The organism is Desulfosporosinus nitroreducens (genome assembly GCF_023897015.1).
Taxonomy (GTDB): Bacteria; Bacillota; Desulfitobacteriia; order Desulfitobacteriales; family Desulfitobacteriaceae; genus Desulfosporosinus; species Desulfosporosinus nitroreducens.
On sequence record NZ_JAMHFY010000041.1, the window covers coordinates 1 to 21,112 of the forward strand.

Here is a 21,112-nt window from a genome sequence, read left to right on the forward strand (position 1 = left end):
ATTGTACTTTGATCTCCGGTATCCAATAACGTTCCCTTGCAAACGGATACGTAGGTAAACTAATGCATTGAGGTTTATTTTGATCGTACAGTAAGTCCCAATTAACTGTACCTCCTAGAGCCCAATATTGTGCTATTTTGTTAAACATACCTTTATTAAGCCATAAATAAACTAATTTTTGAGTTTCCTCATCGCTCCTTAGAAGAGAAACAAAATCCTTACCTTGCTTGGCCCGCCCCTGCCAACTATTCTCAATATGTTCTTTACCTTGTTCAAATTCATCAAGCCTTTGGATTAGTGAAGGAATCTCCCGAGCTAAAAATACCACTCGTTCCTCCATGGCTTCCCGCCCTACTTGTAATGTATAGGCTATCTCCCTCAAATCTACATTTTCAGAATTGTGAATAGCGTTTTGATCTTTAAGTTTTTTAAGAAACTCGCTCAGTTGTTTTACATAGACTCGTAGTCTTTCCCCATTTTTTGCAGATAAAGGAACTATCATCATCTCAGTTTCGCTTTCAGTAACTGCTGCTTGTTGAAGCGTATCAGAAGGAATGTATTCCTCTACAATTACATGGGCATTGGCACCACCATATCCAAAGGAGCTGATTCCTGCCCGTCTTGCAATCTCCTGCCCCTCCGAATCTTTGATTCTATTCCATTTATGAGTTTGATCAACTATATAAAAGGGACTCTCTTTCAACGGAATATAAGAATTGAGATTTTCAAAATGAAGAATCCTAGGGAGAGTTTGATACTTCATTGCTAGCAATACTTTAATAAGTCCCGCAATTCCGGCTGCTGATTCACAATGTCCTATATTCGTCTTAACTGATCCGAGTCCACAAAAAGCTTTAGGAAGTTTTGGGTTTATTTCTTCAAAGGCTTCCTGAAGCGCCTGAAACTCAATAGGATCTCCTAGAGACGTACCAGTACCGTGGGTTTCAATATAACTAATAGTTTCAGGAGATATTCCAGATTCTTGATAAGCCGATTTAATAAGCTGCTTTTGGGCATTTAGATTAGGTGCCCGAAGTGAATTGGATTGCCCATCATGATTGATAACTGCTCCTTTGATGACACCATAAATTGTATTACCATCCTTTATGGCTTGATTGTAAGGTTTAAGCAATACGGCACCATAACCTTCCGCTCGAACAAATCCATTCGACCGTTGGTCAAAAGTCTTGCAACGCCCATCTTTTGACAACATACCCGCTTTGTGACTTGCACGATAAATACGGGATGTCAGTATAATATTAATTCCCGCTACAATAGCTAAACTGCTTTCTTTTCGGCAGATAGATTCTACTGCATGATGTAACGCAACTAAAGAACTAGAACAAGCTGAATTGATAACTTCACTTGGGCCGTGAAAATTGAACCATCGGGAAGTCCTATTAGCAATCATACTCATATGGAGTCCAGAATCCAGATAGGCTCCATACGTATTCATAGCATCAGTATGTCTAGAAACCAGTTCAGAATAATCGCAATTATGTACACCTACAAACAATCCAATATCCATATCTCCTAATTGATTAGGGTTGTACCCACTATTTTCAATAACACGCCATGTAAGTTCTAGAAGTTTTCGCTGTTGAGGATCCATACTTTCAGCTTCCATAGGAGAAATACCAAAGAAGGAAGCATCGAAGGTTTCAACATCTCCAATAAATCCTCCCCATTGTGGGAAGGAGTCGTTCAAGTCGCCATTATAATATTGATAATCCTTTAAAATCTGAGGCCGACTCTGAGAAATAGGGGTTATGCAATCTCTTTCATTTATCAAATTTGTCCAAAACAGTTCTAAATTCTCAGCTCCTCCAGGAAAATTGCAATCCATGCCAATGATTGCAATATCTCTCTTCTTGACATCTTGGAAGTCTACTACGATATCATTTTTCATTTTAGTTGGCTGAATAACTTCAATTTGCAATTCCTCTAGCTCTGTTGAAAGATATTGTGCTAGTTTTTCAAAGTTTCGATATTTAAACAACATAACTGGTGTAAACTGAATTTTGAAGACATCTTCAATTCGTTTAGATATTGTCATATATTGGATTGAATCAAGCCCCAATTCACTAAATGTTGATATTGAACTGAGTCTATCAAACTTAATATCAAGTTCAGGAAGAAAAACCTCTCTTATTAGGTCATCCAAAATATTACATTTTTCTCTTACATAAGATCCCTGTATGCAAGATTGCGACTCAGAATTTCCATATCGATATTGATATATTATTTTAATATTCTGATTAATATATACATCACGACAAATCTTTCTTTGAATTTTCCCACTGCCCGTTCTAGGTATACTCCCATTTTTAACCAAGTTTATCTCATATAGTTCAATCATATGATTTTCCGATACTGCCGTTAGAATATCTTGTGCTATTTTTTTATAATCCGTTTGGTTTAGTGGTATTTCTATTTCCTGAACTACAACCACCTTCTCTTGATCGTTAACTTCACGAGAAAAGACAGAAACAGGCAATGTAAGATATGGAACATACTTTTTAATCGTCCATTCGATATCGACTGGATGATGATTCTTGCCATGAATAATTATCACATCTTTATCTCTGCCTACAATGTAAAGATGATTATCTTCGATAAAACCTAAGTCTCCAGTACGAAAGAATCCTCCTTCTTTGGTGTTATTAAGAACTCCTGAGAAGGTATATTCTGTTTCCTTTTCTTTTTTTAAATATCCCCTTCCCACAGAAATAGACTTGATCCAGATTTCGCCAACTTCATTCGGCAGACAAGGTTCGCACGTTTCTGAATTAACACAAAGAATTTTTATGAACTCTTCAATCTCTCCGCAACTGGTCACTGATTTACTATCGTGTTTCTGTTTAGTGTGTTTGATTTTTCCTTGTTCCATACTGCGTATATCCAAGGAGAGAAATCGAATTGGCTGTCCTGTTTTTTTAGTAGTTATAGAACCTGCCTCTGACATGCCATAATGAGGGCAAAATGCATTTGTATCAATTCCAAGTCCCCGAAATTTTTCTATAAAATTTTCATAGGTAACCTTACTAAATGGCTCTCCTCCGCAAACGATGACTTGGAGAGAATTAAGGGAAATTTCCTTAACAGATGATATGTCTACTGAGGAATAACAATAATCAAATGCGAAATTTGGCGCAGCTGTATGGGTAGTCTTATATTGGTCAATAACCTTAAACCAACCTACTGGATCTTTAACAAAACTATCGGGTGATTGAATAACGCTGGTAGCGCCTTGTAACAAAGGGGACAATATACCGAAAAATAATCCGAAATTGTGAAAATGCGGCATCCAAGAAACAACACAACTTTCTTTATTTATCTTCCATTGAAACGCTCCAATAGCCGCTTGAGATATCAAGTTGTTATGGGTGAGCATAACACCTTTGGGTAGGGACGAAGAACCTGATGTATAAAGCAGAAGCGCAAGATCATCATGGGCATGCGATCTTGCCTCTTGGTTTGCAAAACCGTCTTGAGTTTGTTCATGGACATTTAGAACAAAAACCGAATTGAAAACTTGCTCCATTTCGAGTAATTCTTTAAAGTTAGAATCTGTTATAATGCATGTTGCTTCTGAATCTATCAGTATATTATTAATTATTTCTACTAGTTGTTCCTTCTGTGTTAAATCAGTAACTGGAATGGGTATCGCTACAATATTGGCATATAAGCAAGCCATTAAGCTGTAAATATATTCTAATCCAGGGGTAAAGAGAAGAAGTGCTTTTTCTTGGGATACTAATTTTTGCTGCAACACACTACCAAGTATTATAGTTTTTTGGGCGAGAGTCTTTCCTGTAAGAAAGTCAGGGTATTCCGTTCCGTTTTGAAAAGTAAAGAATTTCTTTTCTGGAAATAGTTCACAAAGCTCAATAAAAGATTTCTGGGAAGTAACAAGAGTATTCTCCCAGTGGTTATTTAGTTCCATATAATTCCCTTCTCTTCTTAGTGAAATATAATCCACCATATATTGAGGCATTACTTAACAAGTACATTTCCATTTCACCGAATAAGCTACTTTAAATTTTTGATAAGTAAAATTGCGTTAATTTTTTCTGTGTTTCGTTATAGAATTCGTTTACTTTTGACTCTAAATAATCATCTTTGTAATTAATGGTCGGATAAATTAAAGTGCGCATATTGGGATATATTATTGAATCAAAATTCAATTCGCTGTAATGTAAAAAGTCTTCAAAATTTTTTGCAGGTGATTTCATACCATACTTTTCACATTCATAGGTAAGTGAAGCTCCCGGTTGTGCATGTAAGCGCCCCCAAAATAAAGTACAAAAAAAGCGTTTATGCTTAGACATTATTTTTGAAAGAGCTTTATCGCTTTCTTCAATCTCATTCAAACCAAAGTAAGGAAGACCTGCAATAAGGTTTATATATACTTCCATATTTGTATATTCATTTGCAATATCTAAAAAACCAAATAATTCTTGATCAGTAGGCTGCGGCTTTACAACTTTTAAATCAGTAAGCTTCATTCTATGTGTTTCTGATAAACTACATAAATCTATATTTATATAGGCATATTTATAAGTTTTAGTGATAAGTTTTAACAAATCGGGAGATGGTAATGTCCAGAAATAAAATGCGCAATAATGATTCGATAAATCAATTCCCTGCCATAATTTTATATAATAATTCAATGAATCATAATTCGGTAGTTCAAAGTCATAAAGATATGTTCCAACATACTCTTTTGTCGCTTTAATATCATTTTTTACAGCCTCAATATCCCGAAGGTAAGGATGATATCTTTTGAAATTCTTTTTTTGCATTTTTAAACAACCTGCACAATAAAAGCAGTTAGATGCACAACCTTTACCTGTTTGAATAAACATGCTTGAGGCATAATATGGATCTATTGATGAAGCAAAAATTTGATCCATATGTGATAGATACATATCAGAATTATTTTCCTCGGTTTGAACATATGTATGAGGAGAAGAAATGATTTCACCATTCTTCTTATAAACGCAATTTGGTATATATTCCTCGTTTTGGCACAATTTTAATAGAGGAAGCTCTCCTTCTCCAAGTATAATATAATCAATGCATTCATATTTAATGATGTCCTTCCAATAATAAGTAGCTGTATCACCCCCAACTACAACCTTAATAAACGGTGAAAAGTCTTTCACTATTTTGCATATTTCTAAGACTCTAGCAATATGAGGGAACCATTTCATGCTTACTCCAACAATATGTGGCTTTATCTCGTTTAATAGTTTCACAACATTTTCTTTTAATAACTGTTTATCCCCGAACGGGTCATTCCATTGACAATATGCTTCAATTCCATGTCGACGCAAATATGACGCAATATATAATAAACCTACCGTATTTGTGCCTACAGTATCGCCAAGTAATAATACTTTAGACGATAAGCCATATGTATCCATCAATGGATACAATCCTATTTGCATATGTTTTTTCTTATTCATGAAGTTGATTTTCACTGCATTTTTAATATCACAGCTAAAATTTGAACAAGTTTGATTATATCCGACAAATTCAATGAGATTATTTTTAAACAAAAGTTTTATTAGGCGAATAAGGTTTTCAAAATTATTATCAAGTGAAAATGAAATGGATTTTGTTTCAATATCTTCAGAAATATTTTCAAGTTCAATGAGATAATGATGCATACCAAGAACAAAGATAAAAAAATCCAGATCATACTTTTTGATTCCCTCAAAAATAGATCTTAAATTTCTTTCCCCGTCAAAACTATTTAAAAGATCTGAAATTGTATTGTTTAAAACTATATGATCCAATTTTTGTGTTCTTACAATGCAGAGTTTCTCAACTTCTGCTTTATCTAAAAAACTAAATATTTTAAAAAGGGCATCATTATTAAATCGAGCGTTAGCTTCATTTTGTTTAAAGACACAATTCTCCAGTTTATTAAGACTAGAAGGATTAATTTTCTCTACCTTTAATTCATTATATATATCCATGAAATTTTCCTCCCTTTTATATGCTGATACCATTTATTGACCTCAACTGCCGCAGTAAGAAAAATCAAAGGCCAGTGGAGCTATTCAGATTTCACCGAAGGTCATTCCCATTTGCCCATCAGCTTAAAGATGAAGTTGAACTACTTTGATCATGTATGACATCGCAATAAGCGGAGATGTCCGCTTTCTTGCGGCGCGCGTTGTTAATGCACCACCCATGCTCAGCGAAGTACGATCGTCCCTACTATACCAATCGCTTGGACAACATGCTGTTGCTTACTAAACCGTCCCGTAGTTCGGAAAAGTGAACCTTGATTTACAAGCGTTGCTCTTCTATTGAGGACGTTACCACTTTCTTAGAGTATTCATGCGGTACTTTCCCGCTTAAACAAGTTTATTGGAAATTTCTCCGTAATTAATCCTACAATATTTTGTTTATGATAAATCAAATATGTCCTTGAGAGCATTAATATCTGAGGTTGAATATTAAAATAAAGTGATAATGAATCACAAGGTTCAATCTTGTAATCAATAATTTTTCGGTACATCTCCACCTTTTCTTCCTTCCATATGAGTCCTATGGGCTGGTTTGTCTCTAGAAGTTTATACTGTATTGACCGTGAAAGTTGCTCAAAGACAAAGATAGATTCAGCATAAATGTAATTCTCTGTTTCACTGCAAAGCAAAATATTTCTTTTAAGTATTGGTGTTTCTCGAGGGCACAGAAAAACTTCTGAATCATCACTAAGAGTTACCTCGTGCTTAATTTTTCTAACCTTGATCTTTTCGCCTGTATAGAGGCTAAGGAGATCAGTAACAGTGCCATCAGTGGCTAAAAGTATTTTTTGAAATAAACTTAGGGACTTATCTTGAAGAATAGATTTATTAGGAATCATATCGATTGTCAAAGGTTTTGCTTTTTTATAATCAGTTGTGCTTTTTCCCAGCATCATATTATCGCTCCTCTTGTCAATTATTTAAAATAATTCGTTTAAATGGTTTAAACCATATTGAAATTTCAAAGGTCGCCCATAATCTCGAAAGATTCCCTTATTTTTTGATATATCTTTTGATTTAAAAGAGTGATATTCCATGGATACTTTAGCTAAACCTCATTTCCGTGACCTTCCTCAATGGGAATGTGCAGGAATACCTATTTTGCTTAAGTAATGGGATCACTTTGACTTTTCCTTTCTCCTAACGCAAGCTGAAATCAACAAAGTTAGGTGGTGTACCCACCTGGATGATGTTCTCTACGTTGTCGGTCTAGTGGCTCATTGTACTTCCGTGCTAAAATAGCTGGGATGGCCACCAAAGATGCTCTGCTTCGATGTGTACTCTAAATTAAAAAGATCTATCAATACAATGAGTCGTTTCCTTACCGCATCCTATGATTGGTTCTTGTTTCGTGATAAACGAGTTGGACGCTTTCAGGACGATCCAGATTCTCAGTTGCGTGAGGAAGATGTGAGCGCACTCGATGATACGTTCCACGGAAAAGAGTTGGCTTTTTGACCATAGCCAGAAGATCAATATTTGTGCCATGAATCTTGTCACATTGCATGGCGTTTCTCCGTAATGGTTCTGCAAAGATTTCTTTGATTTCCTGACCTGAAATTCCACTCCAAGGAGAGACCTTTGTTGAAGAGGATATCCATGAGCAAGCCGTAGAGTACCGGGGAGCATGCTTATCATTAACACCATTATGATCTTCCTTATGAAGCCTTAGCAGTTAATACGAAGAGGTGGGCATAGAAGTTATTTATCGGGCAGCAAGCAAGAACTAGGGTTCAGTGACTGCCACTCGACGACGGAGATTCATCATCATACTCATTCGGAACTCCTTTTTGCCACTGAGACACTTCTTAGTTATGTCAGTGGTATAAAAATAAAGGAAAACGAGTGACGGAGAATGCTTCACCCACGGCGAAATGATCAGCAACCTTTTCCACTCGTTGTTTTGGCCTGATGAAATTCGAATTTTTTGGGGTAGATGGCAACACCATCAACCAATGATTACCATTAATCGCTTAGTTCCTGACTAAGAATAGCCCCAAGTAGATCTTACCTTTATTTCATATTTATGTCAATATATGTTTATTATGTAATTTATACTGTATATTGACATATATTGTTGTATTTTGTTGGTATTGCTTAGCTAAACATATATAGTAGTATCTCAATTCCTAGATCAACAATCCTTTGCTCACCCATAAAATTCAGCATACTTTTGCCCCGTTTAGTATGTTTGTCAATTTGATAAGGGAATAACTTGGAGTAAGGCTCTTTCTTGGAATTGTGCGTTCCTAGGTAACTTGGAATACTGAAGTAACTCTGAATAAAATAACCATAGTGATACCCGGGACACGAAATAATGTGCCCCTATTAAAAAAATTGGCTTGCCGATCTATGACCTAGGCTGGTTTTGCTTTGGTCTGGTTTTTCTGTGTTCCAACTATGTTATATCCTAATTTAGTTTGTCGGCGTACCATGAGTTTCTCAGTAGAGATTGATCTTCGCTTTTCAAGAAAGTCAAAGCTAAGTTCATTGTAAGGTTTTCCGGTTTCAAGAATATGATAGGCAATCACTAGAATCTTATGAGCAATTGCTGTGGCCGCTTTCTTCTTTCCCTTTCGTCCGACCATAGACCAGAACTTGCTTCCTTGAAAGGTTCGTGTTCTGCTGGCTGCCCGAGCTGCTTCTAGTAAGGCGTCTTTAAAGCTCTATTGCCCATGGGGCGTTCGGGTACTTTTTTTACCAGCGCTCTCGTTGCTTCCTGGACTTAATCCTGCCCACGAAGAAATATTAGCTTCTGAGGGAAAACAGCTCCAACTTCGGCAAGGATTGCTTGAGTTACATGCAGTCCAACGCCGGGTATTGTATCAAGCAGCTCAATTTCTTTCTGATACGGAGAATAGTGTTCCATATCTGACTCGATTTCGGCAATCTGCTGTTCTAGAAATGTCAAATGATCTAGGGACCGTTTTATAATGGAGCGATGATGCTTGGTAACTCGTCCATTAAGTGCTTGAGTTATTTCGGGTATCTTCGCCCGGAACTTTCGTTAAGCTAATTCAGAGAAGCTTCGATGACTTCACTATCGGTCAGCGCATTTCTAAGACATTATTGATGGGTTTCCGAGTAAACTCCTGTACTCTCCTGTATTCTCCATGGCAACGTCCGCTCATCCTTCTTCGGATAACCAGTCCTGCAAAGCGAGTAATCCGAATAATACCGTAGAAAACTCACGAATCTCAGCCTTAGGTTTACATTCCAAAGACCCCTTGATAATGCAGGCAACGACCATGGCTTGATGAACATCCAAAGCAGCACACACACGCATAGCATCCAAAAATATCATTCCTTTCTAAGCAGGGCACAACCATCTGACAATCCGAAATTTGATATTTGTGCTCGAGGCAACAATAGTTTGTGCTCAAGATGGTCGTAATCAGTTTGTATGTCAGGGTCGAACGCCCATAAAAAATCGACTTTCCTGTCTTGCCTAACCATATTATGGGGCACAAACTATCATGAAAATTACGTTGTCAGGTTATTCACCAATTTTCATGATAGTCTGTGCCCCAAGGGCGCATGGAAGTTTGTATAGTTTATGAATTCCGAACAAATTATTAATTTGTAATGCACATCTAAATCAGGTATTAGGTTTATCTTGCATTGAATTCGAATAATTTTTTACGTTAACTTAATGAACTATAGCGCCTGTTTAAAAGTTCTGCTGCTTCAGTCATAATTTTCTTAGCTATCTTATCGGTATAACGATTTTGCCAGTTTTCGAGGTCACTCCCTTTAACCCACTGGTTAAAAGCACCAAGAGCTGGACCACAGGGTACTTGAAAATCAACAATTCTATCAATATTGCCTTTTAAGGCCAGACTCGAAGACATATTGAAATACCATTTAAAGACCAGTGCCATCTTTTGTTTTGGGTTTCCTTCGGCTCTTTCAATTTCCTGATACGGATAATGATCCTTAACTTCTTGATAAACTTCATCAAAACTTTTTCTAAAATATCTCTCCTGAATATTTTTCTTAGTTTTCTCATCAATTTCATCCAGGGAATTATATTGACGGTAAAGTTCGTAAAGCTTGTTTGCTCTTGCTGGAAAAAACACTCCCCTTTTCAACACCTGAACCTTAGCTCCCAGTTCAAACATATCCCCTGCTGGAGCATATTCAGTATCCTGAATGTTTATCTGCTGCAGCAACTCTTTTACCGCATTGCTAGTACCGGATTCAACTGTACACTGATTTATAGAGCCAGTAAGTATATAATCTGCTCCGAGTATAAATGCCGCTGCCGCTGCCTCCGGGGTCCCAATACCGCCAGCAGCACCTACTCTAATTTTGTTAGAGTAGCCGTATTTCTTAATCATATCGTCACGAAGCTTAATCATGGCTGGCATTATGGCATAGGCCACCCCTCCATCGGTATGACCGCCAGAATCTGCCTCTAAAGTCAACTCGTCAGTCATAGATATTTCTTTTAACATTGCGGCTTCTTCTTGAGAAATTGCATTTTCCTTCAGCATCTTTCCCACCATAAGCTCGGGAGCTGGACTTAGAAAGGCCTCAGCAACCTCCGGCCTGGACACTTTCGCCATAATTCTATTGCCAATATCAATTGTCCCATCACTCATTCGCCTTAATCCTTTGGCCCGATATCTTATCAAAGATGGGACAATTGTCATATAGGCTGCCGCCTCTATGACTCTAACTTTATATTTAAGAAACAAGTCAATGATCTTTTCTCCTTTTTCTTTTTTACCCGGATTATGAATAAGGTTCATACCATAATATTGCCCATCTTTTAGCTCGTTTTGGATATATAAAATAGCGGACTCGATCTGATCCAAGCCAAGTCCCCCTGTTCCAAAGAAACCCATCATCCCCGCTTTCCCCATTCTTACAACCATTTCTTTTGATGCCACTCCCTGATACATTCCTCCACTCACGTAGGCATAACTTAAATTATAGTCCCTCTTGAATCCTTCGTCCCCAAGGGAAGTAGCTGTAATTTTTTTGCCTTCCATGTATTTTATACTTTCCCCGGAAACCGCAGCGAATTGGCTTGATCTATCTCTTTCCTCATCGACTACTGACCATTTCCATTTTTCTTCCGTTGATGGATTTTCTAGTTCTTTGAGCATTGTTTCTTCCATCAAAATTGATTCATCCTCTATGACTAGCGGGAGGGATTCTCGGCGAATATAATTAATTAATCCAGTTAAAACCGTGCCAGGTCCTATTTCTTCAAAAGTCATTTCACCTTTGCCCATCAGGTAACGGATACTTTCGCTCCATTTTACCGGATGGCTCATCTGGTCAATCAAGTTTTGCTTAAGCTGAGATTGTTTGTAAGGTCTAGCATGAACATTTGAAATAACTGGGATAGTTGGATATGACGAAAATTCAAATAGTTCCAGGAACTCTTCAAATTCTTTTTTGGCTTTTTCCATGTAGCTGGAATGAAAGGCGCCGCTTACATTAAGCGGTATATATATGCTTTCTCCTTCTGCCTCAAATAAAGGTTGTGCCGCCTCTATATCAGCTTTTGGTCCGGCCAGCACTGTTTGGGTAAGCGTATTAAAATTAGCAATTTCAATATTTGTTAAGTTATTTTTCCTTAAAATTCCCTCAATAGTTTCTAGGTTTAAACCTAATACAGCGGCCATCCCGCCGCCCATTGCCTGGCTCATGAGTTTTCCCCTTATTTTGACTAGCTTCAAACCTGTAGCAAAATCGAAAACGCCTGCAGCAAACAATGCATTATATTCCCCTAAACTATGTCCTGCGACATAATCAGGCTTTTGGCCAGTTTCCTTAATCTTTTTAAGATATGTAAGTGCGTTAACAGTAAAAAGAACTGGCTGGGTAAACTTCGTTTGACCTAGTTGCCTACTGGGATCTTCCAGACAAAGTTCCTTTATTGAATATCCTAAAATTTCATCTGCTTGAGCAGTTATTTCAGGATATTCGTCAAAAAGATTGCCTCCCATACCTTTATGCTGGGAACCCTGACCCGGGAAAACATAGGTTAGCATAGCTTTACCCTTCCTTTCCTTTATCCAAGGATTTTCTTTTAAATATTCAGATTCAAACCTCTCTAGATTCCTGAGTTCCTGATCAAATGGACTTATGATATGGAATATTTTTGATTCAGTATTTTTGCATATATATTTTATGATGCCAGCCAAAGTTCCTGAGGGGCCAAGGTCAAGGTATGTACATTGATAATTTGCCTCTAGCAATTCGATTGCTTTTCTGAATTTAATAGGTTTTCTAGCAACTTCCCAAAAATAGCCGGAAGGTATCTCTGTTGTTAGACCGCCATGAAGTGATGATATAACTGGAATTATAGGTTGATTAAACTTTTTATCCTTTAAATAATTCAAGAACATTGTTTTTGCCTCTTCAATAGCCGATGAATGAAATCCGTAGGTTACAGGTAGGATTTGGTACGTTATTCCTTTTTGCTTCAGAAAATCAATTATTCTTTTTAAATTGTCATAATTACCGGATATTACGAAATGAGAATTAAAGTTAATAGAGACTAGCTCGCTATTTTCACGTATAATCTGAGTTTCATAATAAATCCGCGGATCATGAAGAACAGTTAACATACAACCCTGGAGACATCTGCATTCCACGATTTGTGCCTGTGTTAATACCACTTTTATCATTTCTTCCGGTTCCATCACTCCGGCAACTGATAACGATACAAATTCTCCAAGACTTGAACCAAGTACAAAATCAGGTTTAATGCCGTTTTCCATGATAACTCGAGCCAGAGAGTATTCCACCATAAAAATCGCCGGATGAGTATGCAAAAGCCGAAGATACATTTCACTTAGTTTCTTTTTTTCATCATATAAAGAATCAATGATTGATTCTCCGATTACTTCCTGGACGATCTTATTGAGTTTAAGCATCCAATTTCGAAAAACAGAGTTGTGCAAAAAAAGTTCTTTCCCCATTTTATAATAATGAGAGCCCTGACCCGAAAACATAAACACCAACGGTCTGTTCAATTAGATCCATCCTTATAAAGTAATTTTTCGTTTAATTACTGAAATCGAGTTGATTACTTTAGCTTTTATCTTGTTTGTCAATGATAAAATTAATATCGTTTTGCATCAGATAGCTTAATGAATAGCTAGGTTTTTTGCCGTATAAGTGACCAGGATACACTCGAACTACAGGATTTACCTTTTTTAAATACTGAATACCTTTAAACATTTATTCTGGGCTACCTCCTTTGGAAGTGTAAATTCCACAGCCTTCGATAAAAATTGTATCGTCAATAAAAATACTCACTGATAACAGATAGCATCTCCCCTTGCTGTATGCTGAACTCATAATCTTCTGACATGTACCTTTCAGGGGTTAACTCATTTAACAATGCGTTTGCCAAGTTTACATGGTCAAAGTGTGAATAAGTAAGCATAAGCATAATTACGTTAAGTTTTGCGCCGATGCTCTCAAGAATGGCAATTATGCTCTTTCTTTCCCAAGCTGGATCAATAATTGCTGCTTCCCTGCTTTTTTGTCAACAATGATATAGATATAATATTTAAAACTTAAAAAACCTGCTTTTAAGATATGCACCTCTTAAGTTTCATCCATAGTTAATACAGACCACCTTTAGTATTGAAGCTTAAGTGGATAAAATAGTTTTCATAACAGTTTTTTATAAATATGTTCATAAGTTAAATCAATTTCAGTCTTGAGTGGGTATGCCACAGTAAAAACTCGGTTCCCCACTACCCAGGCTTGAGCTTGATACTGTGAAAAATTTTTAAAAGTGATATGAAAGCCCTTATCAAATTCTTTTTCCTGAATTTTCGATTCCAAGAGAGTAAAACCGATGGTGAGACCGCATTTTATTAACTTAGACAGGGCCTCTTTAGCTGTCCAGAAAAGGGTGCACAGAAGAGGTTCAGACAAGATACCAGACTTAGAAAACTCTATCTCAGCAACAGTAAGCTGTAATTTCATAATTTCCACTTTTTCTTCATCAGCGGTTTCAATATCAACGGCCATCGAATAAGTATCTGGGAAAGCAATTGCTACCGCAAAGGAGTTATCATGACTCAAACTAATTCCAGGCATCTCTCTTGTGAAATAACGGACAGTGGGCTGCCCGAAAATCCCCTGGGCTATTTCAATAGCTGTCAGATTTGGTTCATTTAGATAAATTGATAAAACCTTTTTGCAGGCATACCTGCCCATAAGGTAACTTTTTTGGCGTCTCTCATACTTTAAGGTATTAAAATAAGCCATTTCATCTGGATGAAGAATCCCGGACACATTGTTCACAGCTATAGAGTAATCTTTCAAGGGAACAGCTGTAATGAAAGCAGGCACCATCAAGCCATTGGTAGTCAGGTCAACTTGTATAACTGACATTTTGATTCCTCACTTTAAACCAAGGTGCTGATTGCAGTAGTTAATATTTTATGGATATTTGTGTTTTTTAGAATAATTGAAAACTTACTTACTTCTTGATACCTTCATCAATTTCTATATAATTAAAACAAGTTAAAATATTAAGCCAATATACGGTTCTAAAATTGATGCCAGCTTATTAATAGAATTTGGTTTATACTTATTTATATCAATAAGGGAATAATCAATATCTAATTCTTTGCAAACTAAAAAAACTATTTCTGATAATATTGAAGGATTTATATTTAAATTTATTAGATTTTCGTTGGGATCGATATAGTCTCTTTTTAAACCTATTTTTTTAACGATAACTTCTATTATAATTTCTTGTAACGTTTGCATTTCAATTCAATCCTCCTTTTTTACTATTTTACTAGATTTTATAGTAAGAATATTTTCGGATTTACGGTTAAAATGCAATAAAGTACCTATTGTAAAGTTACAAGTCAAAAATGGCGAAATTTGAGTTGGAACGGAAGTTCACGGTGCAGCAGCAGTTGCGTTTAGAGCCGTAAGGGCTAGGGTACCCGATATAGTCCAAACGTTAAAAAACACTAGAGGAAATTTCCATAAACAGGGGATTGATTTTTTAATATAGGGATCTAAATATTAACTATAAAACTCCATTTTCAGTATATTTTAACGACACTGTAATGATTCGGAAGATTTCAAAAATAATTATGACTTTTTTATAAGTCGAAATCCACAAAACAAAGGAGAATAAAAAAATACATGCTTTATACGTAGGAATTATGCAACTGATGGAGAATTCCCCCCCAGAAAACCTTAAATTTAATTTGAAATTCTCAATAAAGCCTTGACTTTTTAGAAAGGCCCCAAATAATCTCGAAGGATAGCATTTTTGTCATTACTACGGCGATACGGGTGACAAAACTGTGTAAACCGTCTTTCGAGAAAAAGGATCGTGGTCAAGCTGCTGGAATTCCAGTACTCAATACGATCTGGGACTTATTTGACCTGTCTCTGCTGTTTCACAATCTGGAATCCGAAAACACTCGGGAATTTCAGCATGGCTTCTGGCTTTTGCCTACATCTGGGCATAGTTGATCATGCAAGTTCAAAAAAACAACATGCTAAGTTTTCAACAGAAGCTCCATTTTTACAACAGCTACTTTCTGGGCGAATTATCTCAGAGTGCCTTTAGCCGGTTTCTCTCTAAGCCCTTTCAGTGGCTCAGATTCTCTTTGGGCAGGCTTTCTAGGTTACAAAAACATTCTGATAGTCGCTTGATCGCCGCAGATATCATTGACTTAGACAATACCAATTGAACATCCACACGGTAAAAGATTTCCTTTCCGCCAGTCCTAAATCCTTCCATCCACTTTCGGTTATACCCTATGAGGCGGGTTCTGATGGTTGTTGCCCTCCCATCTGTAAGTAGACTTTCCCGACGTTATCTCTATGAATCCTTCAATGATGTCAGGACCCATACCCTGGCAGCCTTTGTGATGCATTTAACCGGTTTCTTTCCAAAAAGCCTAGGCCTTCCCCAATGCAGGAATGGGTCGCCGCGGCTTTTTCGTTCGGGCACAACACTGTTCGTTACCTCCCCGTGTTCCGAATAAGCTAGTAATCCTATCAATCCATTAGATACTTAGTTTTAGTCTTGACGGCTGCTCACCGGGCTCTTCGAAAATTGACTCACAGCATTGCGTATACTTTTGCTGCTACTTTTTCCAGATTCGTTTTCACGGCTGGGTTTCTCCTACTTTGCATTTAGGTCCGAATCCTCTCATTGTATGAAGCCCACGTTTCCTTGGAAAAGATTCGATTTCCGCTGACCGCTTCCCCATGTAGTAGGCTCTCCCTACCTCAAAGTACTATCGGTCAGTAAGACTTCCGGCAGACCATCGAATTATCCTTGCTTTGTCAGCTTATCAAACCCTATCCTTTTACGGGAGCCTGCAGGATCTCCCTTGTTCCCAAGAAGCCCATCGATAGCATGCCGTCGGTACGAACCCCGGAAGCAATTAATGTATCCTCACCCATAACGGGCACTTAATTTCTGCCTTCCCCATAGCGAGAAAAGGTCGGCTACTTCACAAGACAATAAATTTCGGGACTAATTATTCAATTCACTTTATTCCGGCCTACTATCTTCCTGTCTACGCTTCGAAATACATGTTACCATGCACCACGCAATATTTGGCAGTTGACTGCTGGGTAGGCTTTATCAAAGCTGTTATTTCAAACCGCATGTGCTCCTCGAAATTAGCAAGGCGCAACTCCGCACATATTCCCACGGCCCTGTTTGGCTAGTTCATCCCGGCGGATTCTACCCATAAGCAACCTAATAGCACGCACTGGGAATGACTATTATTTGATGGATAGCACTCATCGTAGTCAGAAGCCATCGCCGGGTAGGCCGGAGGAATTTCACCACTAGTCCCCCACAGAACCGTGCGTAAATCTCTCGATTTACACGGCTAGAATCAGCCATTCTCTTGTAGCCTCACGGCAAAAAACGACGCAGAAAGCAAAATGCTCCTCCCGGTTTCCCGGTTGGCAAAAACTTCCGTTGAACTGATTCATCCTCTTGATCCCCTCTCATTACAATAGATTCATCACTACTACGGGATGATCCGCTCCCTTCAAGTGCATCGGTACTTTCCCCCTTCGTTGTTAACACTATTAGGTTTTCCCTTAGTATCACATGAAGAGTTCCCAAGTTCCGTATCCAAGCCTAGATTAGAGTCACACCCTTGTACACCGGACACCACAGTCAGAAAGTAAGATCCTTCCATGCTAATCCCAGAGTAGATGGCATGCTCTGGTTTTGATGTCATTAAAAAGAGCCTTTCAATGCTTAATCAGGGGTTCACTAGCGTTCGTCGCTCTATCCATACATGCCAATATTTTTCTCGATTTTACCATAATGTTCACCTCCGCAATCTTTCGGACTGAAGCAGCTTACGGCTGTTTGAAGTCTGATCCTACAAACCGGCTTCGAAGAATCTACCTTCATCTCGGATACAGCATCGTGCTCACCGAGCACGTTTCTCGGCACAAACCAACCTCAACTCCTCGGGCCACGTAAGACACAAATAGGTTTGAATTAAGTTTTCTAAAAGCTAATTTAGAATAATATCTTTTTGTAAGTACTTCTGATGTTCAATATATCTTAAATTTTATGGTTCACTTCTTGGATTTCGTTATTACTGTCAATTGTAGACTGTGACTTATATACTTTTTCAATAACTTTGCCGATTGCGTCTGGGCAGGAAAGAACTTGTAAACCTTTTTGTCGCACAGTTGAAAGACACCTTATCCCCTTTAATTGGTCAATAATTGCCTGTACGCTTACTCCTGACCTTAAAGCTATTGATACTACTCTTGCAGTAGCTTCAGATTGAGAAGGGCATCCACCTGCACGACCTAGATTCGTGAATACTTCACATATACCATCTTCGTCATAATTTACCGTAATAAATATTGTGCCACAGCCTATTTTAACTTTTTCTGTCATCCCAATGGTAGTTTCAACTCGTTCTCGTGGAGTATAGAAATTACCATTACTCTGTCTAACGTTTTCTCTAAAGGTATCATTATTATTGTTCATGCTGTTACCCCCTATATTACCATTTGTACTAACATCCTGAATATTACCATTACATCCCAACTGCTCTACCACACTTGGAAATACCGGTTACCCGCCCCCCCCCGTATATCCATACGCCCCAGTTTGTCCAGACTTTGCCCAGCGCGGGTAGAATGTGGCTAGCTGCCAGGATGTACTGAGAATGCACATTAGCACTAGACCGCTGCACTAATTTAATATATTTCAGGAACGATCTCTATTTAATTACGCGCCGTAACTATCCATAGATCAAATCATGCACACAAGTAGACACGATATTCTTATCATTAATTACCAATATAATACTTAACTCAACTTTCGCATAGCGAAAGTTACCTCTACCCCAGTATGTATCTAGGTTAGGACAAAATATTTTTGTTTATTGACAGAAAAACACCTTTCCAATTGGTAAAATGGAAGTGACCAAACAACCATTAAATCCAAACCAGAAAGGTGCGTATCTAAATGTTACAACACAACTCTCTGTCTGAACAGGGTCAAAATCAACTTTCTGCAATTTTTTCTTCTCTCAAATTAAGTCAACTTCTTCGAACAACAGGAATCCGCAAATCCTATGGGCTCTCAAGCTTCGCTGTCTTCCAAATCATATTTCAGTTAGTTTTCCAGGGCCGTAATTTTTACCGATTACTAGAAGGCACCCGAGCAGAATCTCTTCCGGGTAAAGACGTAGTTTATCGGTTTCTTAATGAATCCCGTTATAACTGGAGACGTTTCTATCAATTACTCAGTCTTAAGATCGTTGGGCAATTTGAAAAACTCACCTCCGAACAGCGTATCCGTGTTTTTATCGTCGATGATTCTGTCATGGGACGAGAAAGGAGTAAGAAGGTTGAACTCTTAGCCCGAATCTTTGACCATGTTTCTGGTCGTTTTATCCGTGGCTATAGCTTACTCACGTTGGGTTGGTCTGATGGCTACAGCTTCGCACCCATAGATTTCACGTTGATGAGTTCGGCTAAGGTTAAAAACCGTCTTTGTGAAATGCGAGAGAACTTGGACAAACGATCCATTGGCTATAAGCGTCGCATGGAAGCGATGAATCCTAAACCTGATGCCGTTGTCCAAATGCTTGAAAGAGCTCTCAATGCGGGATTCTCGGCAGATTACGTTCTAATGGATAGTTGGTTTACTCATGCACCGCTTCTACAAAAACTGATGGATAAGGGACTTCACACCATTGGGATGGTAAAAGAGCTTAAACAACGTTATTGTTTCGAGGGGAATTCATTAAGTCTAGGTGAGCTTTACGCTAAAATCCCTAAAAACCCGAAAGCGGAAATTCTGGGCTCAGTTCGAGTTCAAACCTCAGCAGGTTTATCTCTTAAGATTGTCTTCGTCCAGAATCGGAACAACCGAAGAGATTGGTTGGCGATTCTAACGACAGATCTTGCATTAGATAATGCTGAAATTATAAGGATTTATGGGATGCGTTGGGGTATAGAGACCTTTTTCAAGGTGGCTAAATCACATTTAAAACTGGGTACCGAATTCCAAGGACGGTCATTCGATATGATGATTAGCCACACGACCATAGTCTTTTCCCGTTATCTCATCCTTGAGTGGGAACGTAGACAAAATAACGATGAACGCTCACTGGGAGGATTGTTTTACCTTTTTGCAGATGAAGTAATGGATTTAGACTTAAAAACAGCATTGCGCCAATTGATGGCATTTGTACTTGATCTACTACCGAATAAACCCAAGAATAAAGAATCGCTTAGTCAACTACACAACTGGATAAGTGAATTGCCCAGTTATATCAAGGCTTTATTCGCACAACTACGGTGCGAAAGTTGAGATACTTAATTATAGGAGCAACTAATTCTTTTGCCGTTTTGCCAAATCTTAATACTTGGTCTAGCTTACCAATAATCATAAGGATTTTCTCAACGATACTTACGCCATCTTTGCTTCATTAACTGTTTCATTATTGAGTATAAAGGAACCAACGCTTGCCTCCATCGCCTTTTCTTTTTTATACTCTAAATTCCAAGGATGTTACCCTAAAATCAAGGGATGGGGCTTACCCAAGAGGAATACATCATAGGAGCCACAGCCTTCGACCCATTGAAGCATCCGACGTAGATTCCATGTTTAAGTCTATCCTAGAGGCAATTGGTAATAGTATCATTAATGAATTCAGACGGAAAACCATGCAAAATTTTGGAGTTTAGCGACAACTTATCTTAACAAACACCTGATTCTAGACATGGTTATCCATTTTGCCACCAATGCTTGTCCAGCAGGTGTTAGCCATTGCTTTTCAATATCTGCGTGACATTTTTGCCTTAAGCCTTCTCTCGAATGATGGCAAAAACGGCATTCAAGAGGTTGAAATCCATTATCATGAAGTTCACAGAGGTTATTTGAGAAAAAAATGCAGCCAAAATGAGAATACTCTTGTAAAGCAAAATTTTGCTCACACCCTTTATATGCAGGGGAAAGAACGCCAAAAGTAAGATCAAGCGACATCTCCAGCATCATACGGTCTCCATATCCAGCATCAATCGCTATTGATGCTTCTTCGACAGTCCACCAGCCTGGACGAATGCAGTAAGCTTTACAAATTTCGCAGTTGCATGGTTCAGAAGGGAGGTATTCTTCCATAAGTGAGATATATTGCTTTCTCTTTTTTGGCTTCATTGATTTAACTCCCACACTCATATAGCTTATCAAATTATTGATTTTACTTGCATTTGCTCTAACTGCTTTACAAGATTAACAAAATATTTAATTTTGCGAACTGGGCTTTTAGTAATCAGAGAAATACTAATAGATTCAAGATGGATGGCTTTGGCAAATGTAGCTTCGTTTAAAATGTTGCTGATCTCGTCCAGAATTGAATATATCTACATCTTTAAAATAACTTTACATTTTCAATTCTATTTTAAATCAAAAAGTAATTCAATGGATTCGACGGGATTTGCCAATTTCCTTATTCTTATTCTATTCTAATGTCATATCGATAAATCGCAATAAGATTTATCGACACTGGTGCTATTGTTCATTTAACCTCATGAATCTCTAGGAATTATTG

15 protein-coding genes and 1 pseudogene are annotated in these 21,112 nt (G+C 37.8%); 2 read left to right on the forward strand and 14 right to left on the reverse strand.

Annotation, left to right across the window (positions count from 1 at the left end; genetic code table 11):
- The 3 genes from M8E35_RS24530 to M8E35_RS24540 all read right to left on the reverse strand — a co-directional run.
- A partial coding sequence (locus M8E35_RS24530; RefSeq protein ID WP_252473611.1) for a beta-ketoacyl synthase N-terminal-like domain-containing protein occupies positions 1 to 3,946 on the reverse strand: 3,946 nt, incomplete at its 3' end.
- 91 nt (positions 3,947 to 4,037) lie between these two features.
- A complete protein-coding gene (locus M8E35_RS24535; RefSeq protein WP_252473612.1) occupies positions 4,038 to 5,987 on the reverse strand; it encodes a B12-binding domain-containing radical SAM protein in 1,950 nt (649 codons plus the stop codon).
- A gap of 365 nt (positions 5,988 to 6,352) precedes the next feature.
- On the reverse strand, positions 6,353 to 6,940 hold the full coding sequence (locus tag M8E35_RS24540) for a chorismate--pyruvate lyase family protein (protein WP_252473613.1): 588 nt from the start codon (positions 6,938 to 6,940) through the stop codon (positions 6,353 to 6,355).
- A 364-nt stretch (positions 6,941 to 7,304) separates the two neighbouring features.
- Here M8E35_RS24540 and M8E35_RS24545 point away from each other — a divergent pair, with 364 nt between their 5' ends.
- On the forward strand, positions 7,305 to 7,502 hold the full coding sequence (locus M8E35_RS24545; protein WP_252473614.1) for a hypothetical protein: 198 nt from the start codon (positions 7,305 to 7,307) through the stop codon (positions 7,500 to 7,502).
- A gap of 899 nt (positions 7,503 to 8,401) precedes the next feature.
- Here the strand turns inward: M8E35_RS24545 and M8E35_RS24550 are convergent.
- The 10 genes and pseudogenes from M8E35_RS24550 to M8E35_RS24590 all read right to left on the reverse strand — a co-directional run.
- Complete coding sequence (locus M8E35_RS24550) at positions 8,402 to 8,632, reverse strand: hypothetical protein (RefSeq protein ID WP_252473615.1); 231 nt, start codon at positions 8,630 to 8,632, stop codon at positions 8,402 to 8,404.
- A 78-nt stretch (positions 8,633 to 8,710) separates the two neighbouring features.
- Positions 8,711 to 8,791, reverse strand: a complete 81-nt coding sequence (locus tag M8E35_RS27085; RefSeq protein ID WP_373887481.1) for a hypothetical protein — start codon at positions 8,789 to 8,791, stop codon at positions 8,711 to 8,713.
- Positions 8,770 to 8,955, reverse strand: a complete 186-nt coding sequence (locus M8E35_RS24555) for a hypothetical protein (protein WP_252473616.1) — start codon at positions 8,953 to 8,955, stop codon at positions 8,770 to 8,772. Before M8E35_RS24555 ends, M8E35_RS27085 begins: the two co-directional genes overlap by 22 nt.
- Positions 8,956 to 9,171: 216 nt before the next feature.
- Positions 9,172 to 9,339: a hypothetical protein gene (locus M8E35_RS24560; protein ID WP_252473617.1), complete on the reverse strand. Its 168-nt coding sequence runs from the start codon at positions 9,337 to 9,339 to the stop codon at positions 9,172 to 9,174.
- A gap of 349 nt (positions 9,340 to 9,688) precedes the next feature.
- Positions 9,689 to 13,039 carry an ACP S-malonyltransferase gene (gene fabD, locus M8E35_RS24565; protein ID WP_252473618.1) on the reverse strand — a complete coding sequence of 1,117 codons (3,351 nt, stop codon included), beginning with the start codon at positions 13,037 to 13,039 and terminating at the stop codon, positions 9,689 to 9,691.
- Between the two features lie 58 nt (positions 13,040 to 13,097).
- A complete protein-coding gene (locus tag M8E35_RS24570) occupies positions 13,098 to 13,247 on the reverse strand; it encodes a hypothetical protein (protein ID WP_252473619.1) in 150 nt (49 codons plus the stop codon).
- A gap of 438 nt (positions 13,248 to 13,685) precedes the next feature.
- The gene (locus tag M8E35_RS24575) at positions 13,686 to 14,417 is read right to left on the reverse strand and encodes a 4'-phosphopantetheinyl transferase family protein (RefSeq protein WP_252473620.1); all 732 of its coding nucleotides are present in this window, start codon (positions 14,415 to 14,417) and stop codon (positions 13,686 to 13,688) included.
- A 132-nt stretch (positions 14,418 to 14,549) separates the two neighbouring features.
- Positions 14,550 to 14,798, reverse strand: coding sequence for a hypothetical protein (locus tag M8E35_RS24580; RefSeq protein WP_252473621.1), 249 nt, complete (start codon positions 14,796 to 14,798; stop codon positions 14,550 to 14,552).
- A gap of 2,131 nt (positions 14,799 to 16,929) precedes the next feature.
- A complete protein-coding gene (locus M8E35_RS24585; protein ID WP_252473622.1) occupies positions 16,930 to 17,106 on the reverse strand; it encodes a hypothetical protein in 177 nt (58 codons plus the stop codon).
- 525 nt (positions 17,107 to 17,631) lie between these two features.
- Positions 17,632 to 17,973: pseudogene (locus tag M8E35_RS24590) on the reverse strand (TSCPD domain-containing protein); the annotation flags it as partial.
- Positions 17,974 to 18,519: 546 nt separating this feature from the next.
- Between M8E35_RS24590 and M8E35_RS24595 the strand changes: the two are divergent.
- Positions 18,520 to 19,872 (forward strand): IS4 family transposase, encoded by a 1,353-nt coding sequence (locus M8E35_RS24595; protein ID WP_252473623.1) that lies wholly within the window; start codon positions 18,520 to 18,522, stop codon positions 19,870 to 19,872.
- A 384-nt stretch (positions 19,873 to 20,256) separates the two neighbouring features.
- Here M8E35_RS24595 and M8E35_RS24600 read toward each other — a convergent pair whose 3' ends face one another.
- Positions 20,257 to 20,718, reverse strand: a complete 462-nt coding sequence (locus M8E35_RS24600) for a hypothetical protein (protein WP_252473624.1) — start codon at positions 20,716 to 20,718, stop codon at positions 20,257 to 20,259.
- Positions 20,719 to 21,112: the final 394 nt, after the last annotated feature.

Bases quoted from the DNA above. Each gene is read 5' to 3' on its own strand.
- M8E35_RS24535 (WP_252473612.1), bottom strand. From the start codon at position 5,987: ATGGATATATATAATGAATTAAAGGTAGAGAAAATTAATCCTTCTAGT.
- M8E35_RS24540 (WP_252473613.1), bottom strand. From the start codon at position 6,940: ATGATGCTGGGAAAAAGCACAACTGATTATAAAAAAGCAAAACCTTTG.
- M8E35_RS24545 (WP_252473614.1), top strand. From the start codon at position 7,305: ATGCTCTGCTTCGATGTGTACTCTAAATTAAAAAGATCTATCAATACA.
- M8E35_RS24550 (WP_252473615.1), bottom strand. From the start codon at position 8,632: ATGGTCGGACGAAAGGGAAAGAAGAAAGCGGCCACAGCAATTGCTCAT.
- M8E35_RS24570 (WP_252473619.1), bottom strand. From the start codon at position 13,247: ATGTTTAAAGGTATTCAGTATTTAAAAAAGGTAAATCCTGTAGTTCGA.
- M8E35_RS24575 (WP_252473620.1), bottom strand. From the start codon at position 14,417: ATGTCAGTTATACAAGTTGACCTGACTACCAATGGCTTGATGGTGCCT.
- M8E35_RS24580 (WP_252473621.1), bottom strand. From the start codon at position 14,798: ATGCAAACGTTACAAGAAATTATAATAGAAGTTATCGTTAAAAAAATA.
- M8E35_RS24595 (WP_252473623.1), top strand. From the start codon at position 18,520: ATGTTACAACACAACTCTCTGTCTGAACAGGGTCAAAATCAACTTTCT.
- M8E35_RS24600 (WP_252473624.1), bottom strand. From the start codon at position 20,718: ATGAAGCCAAAAAAGAGAAAGCAATATATCTCACTTATGGAAGAATAC.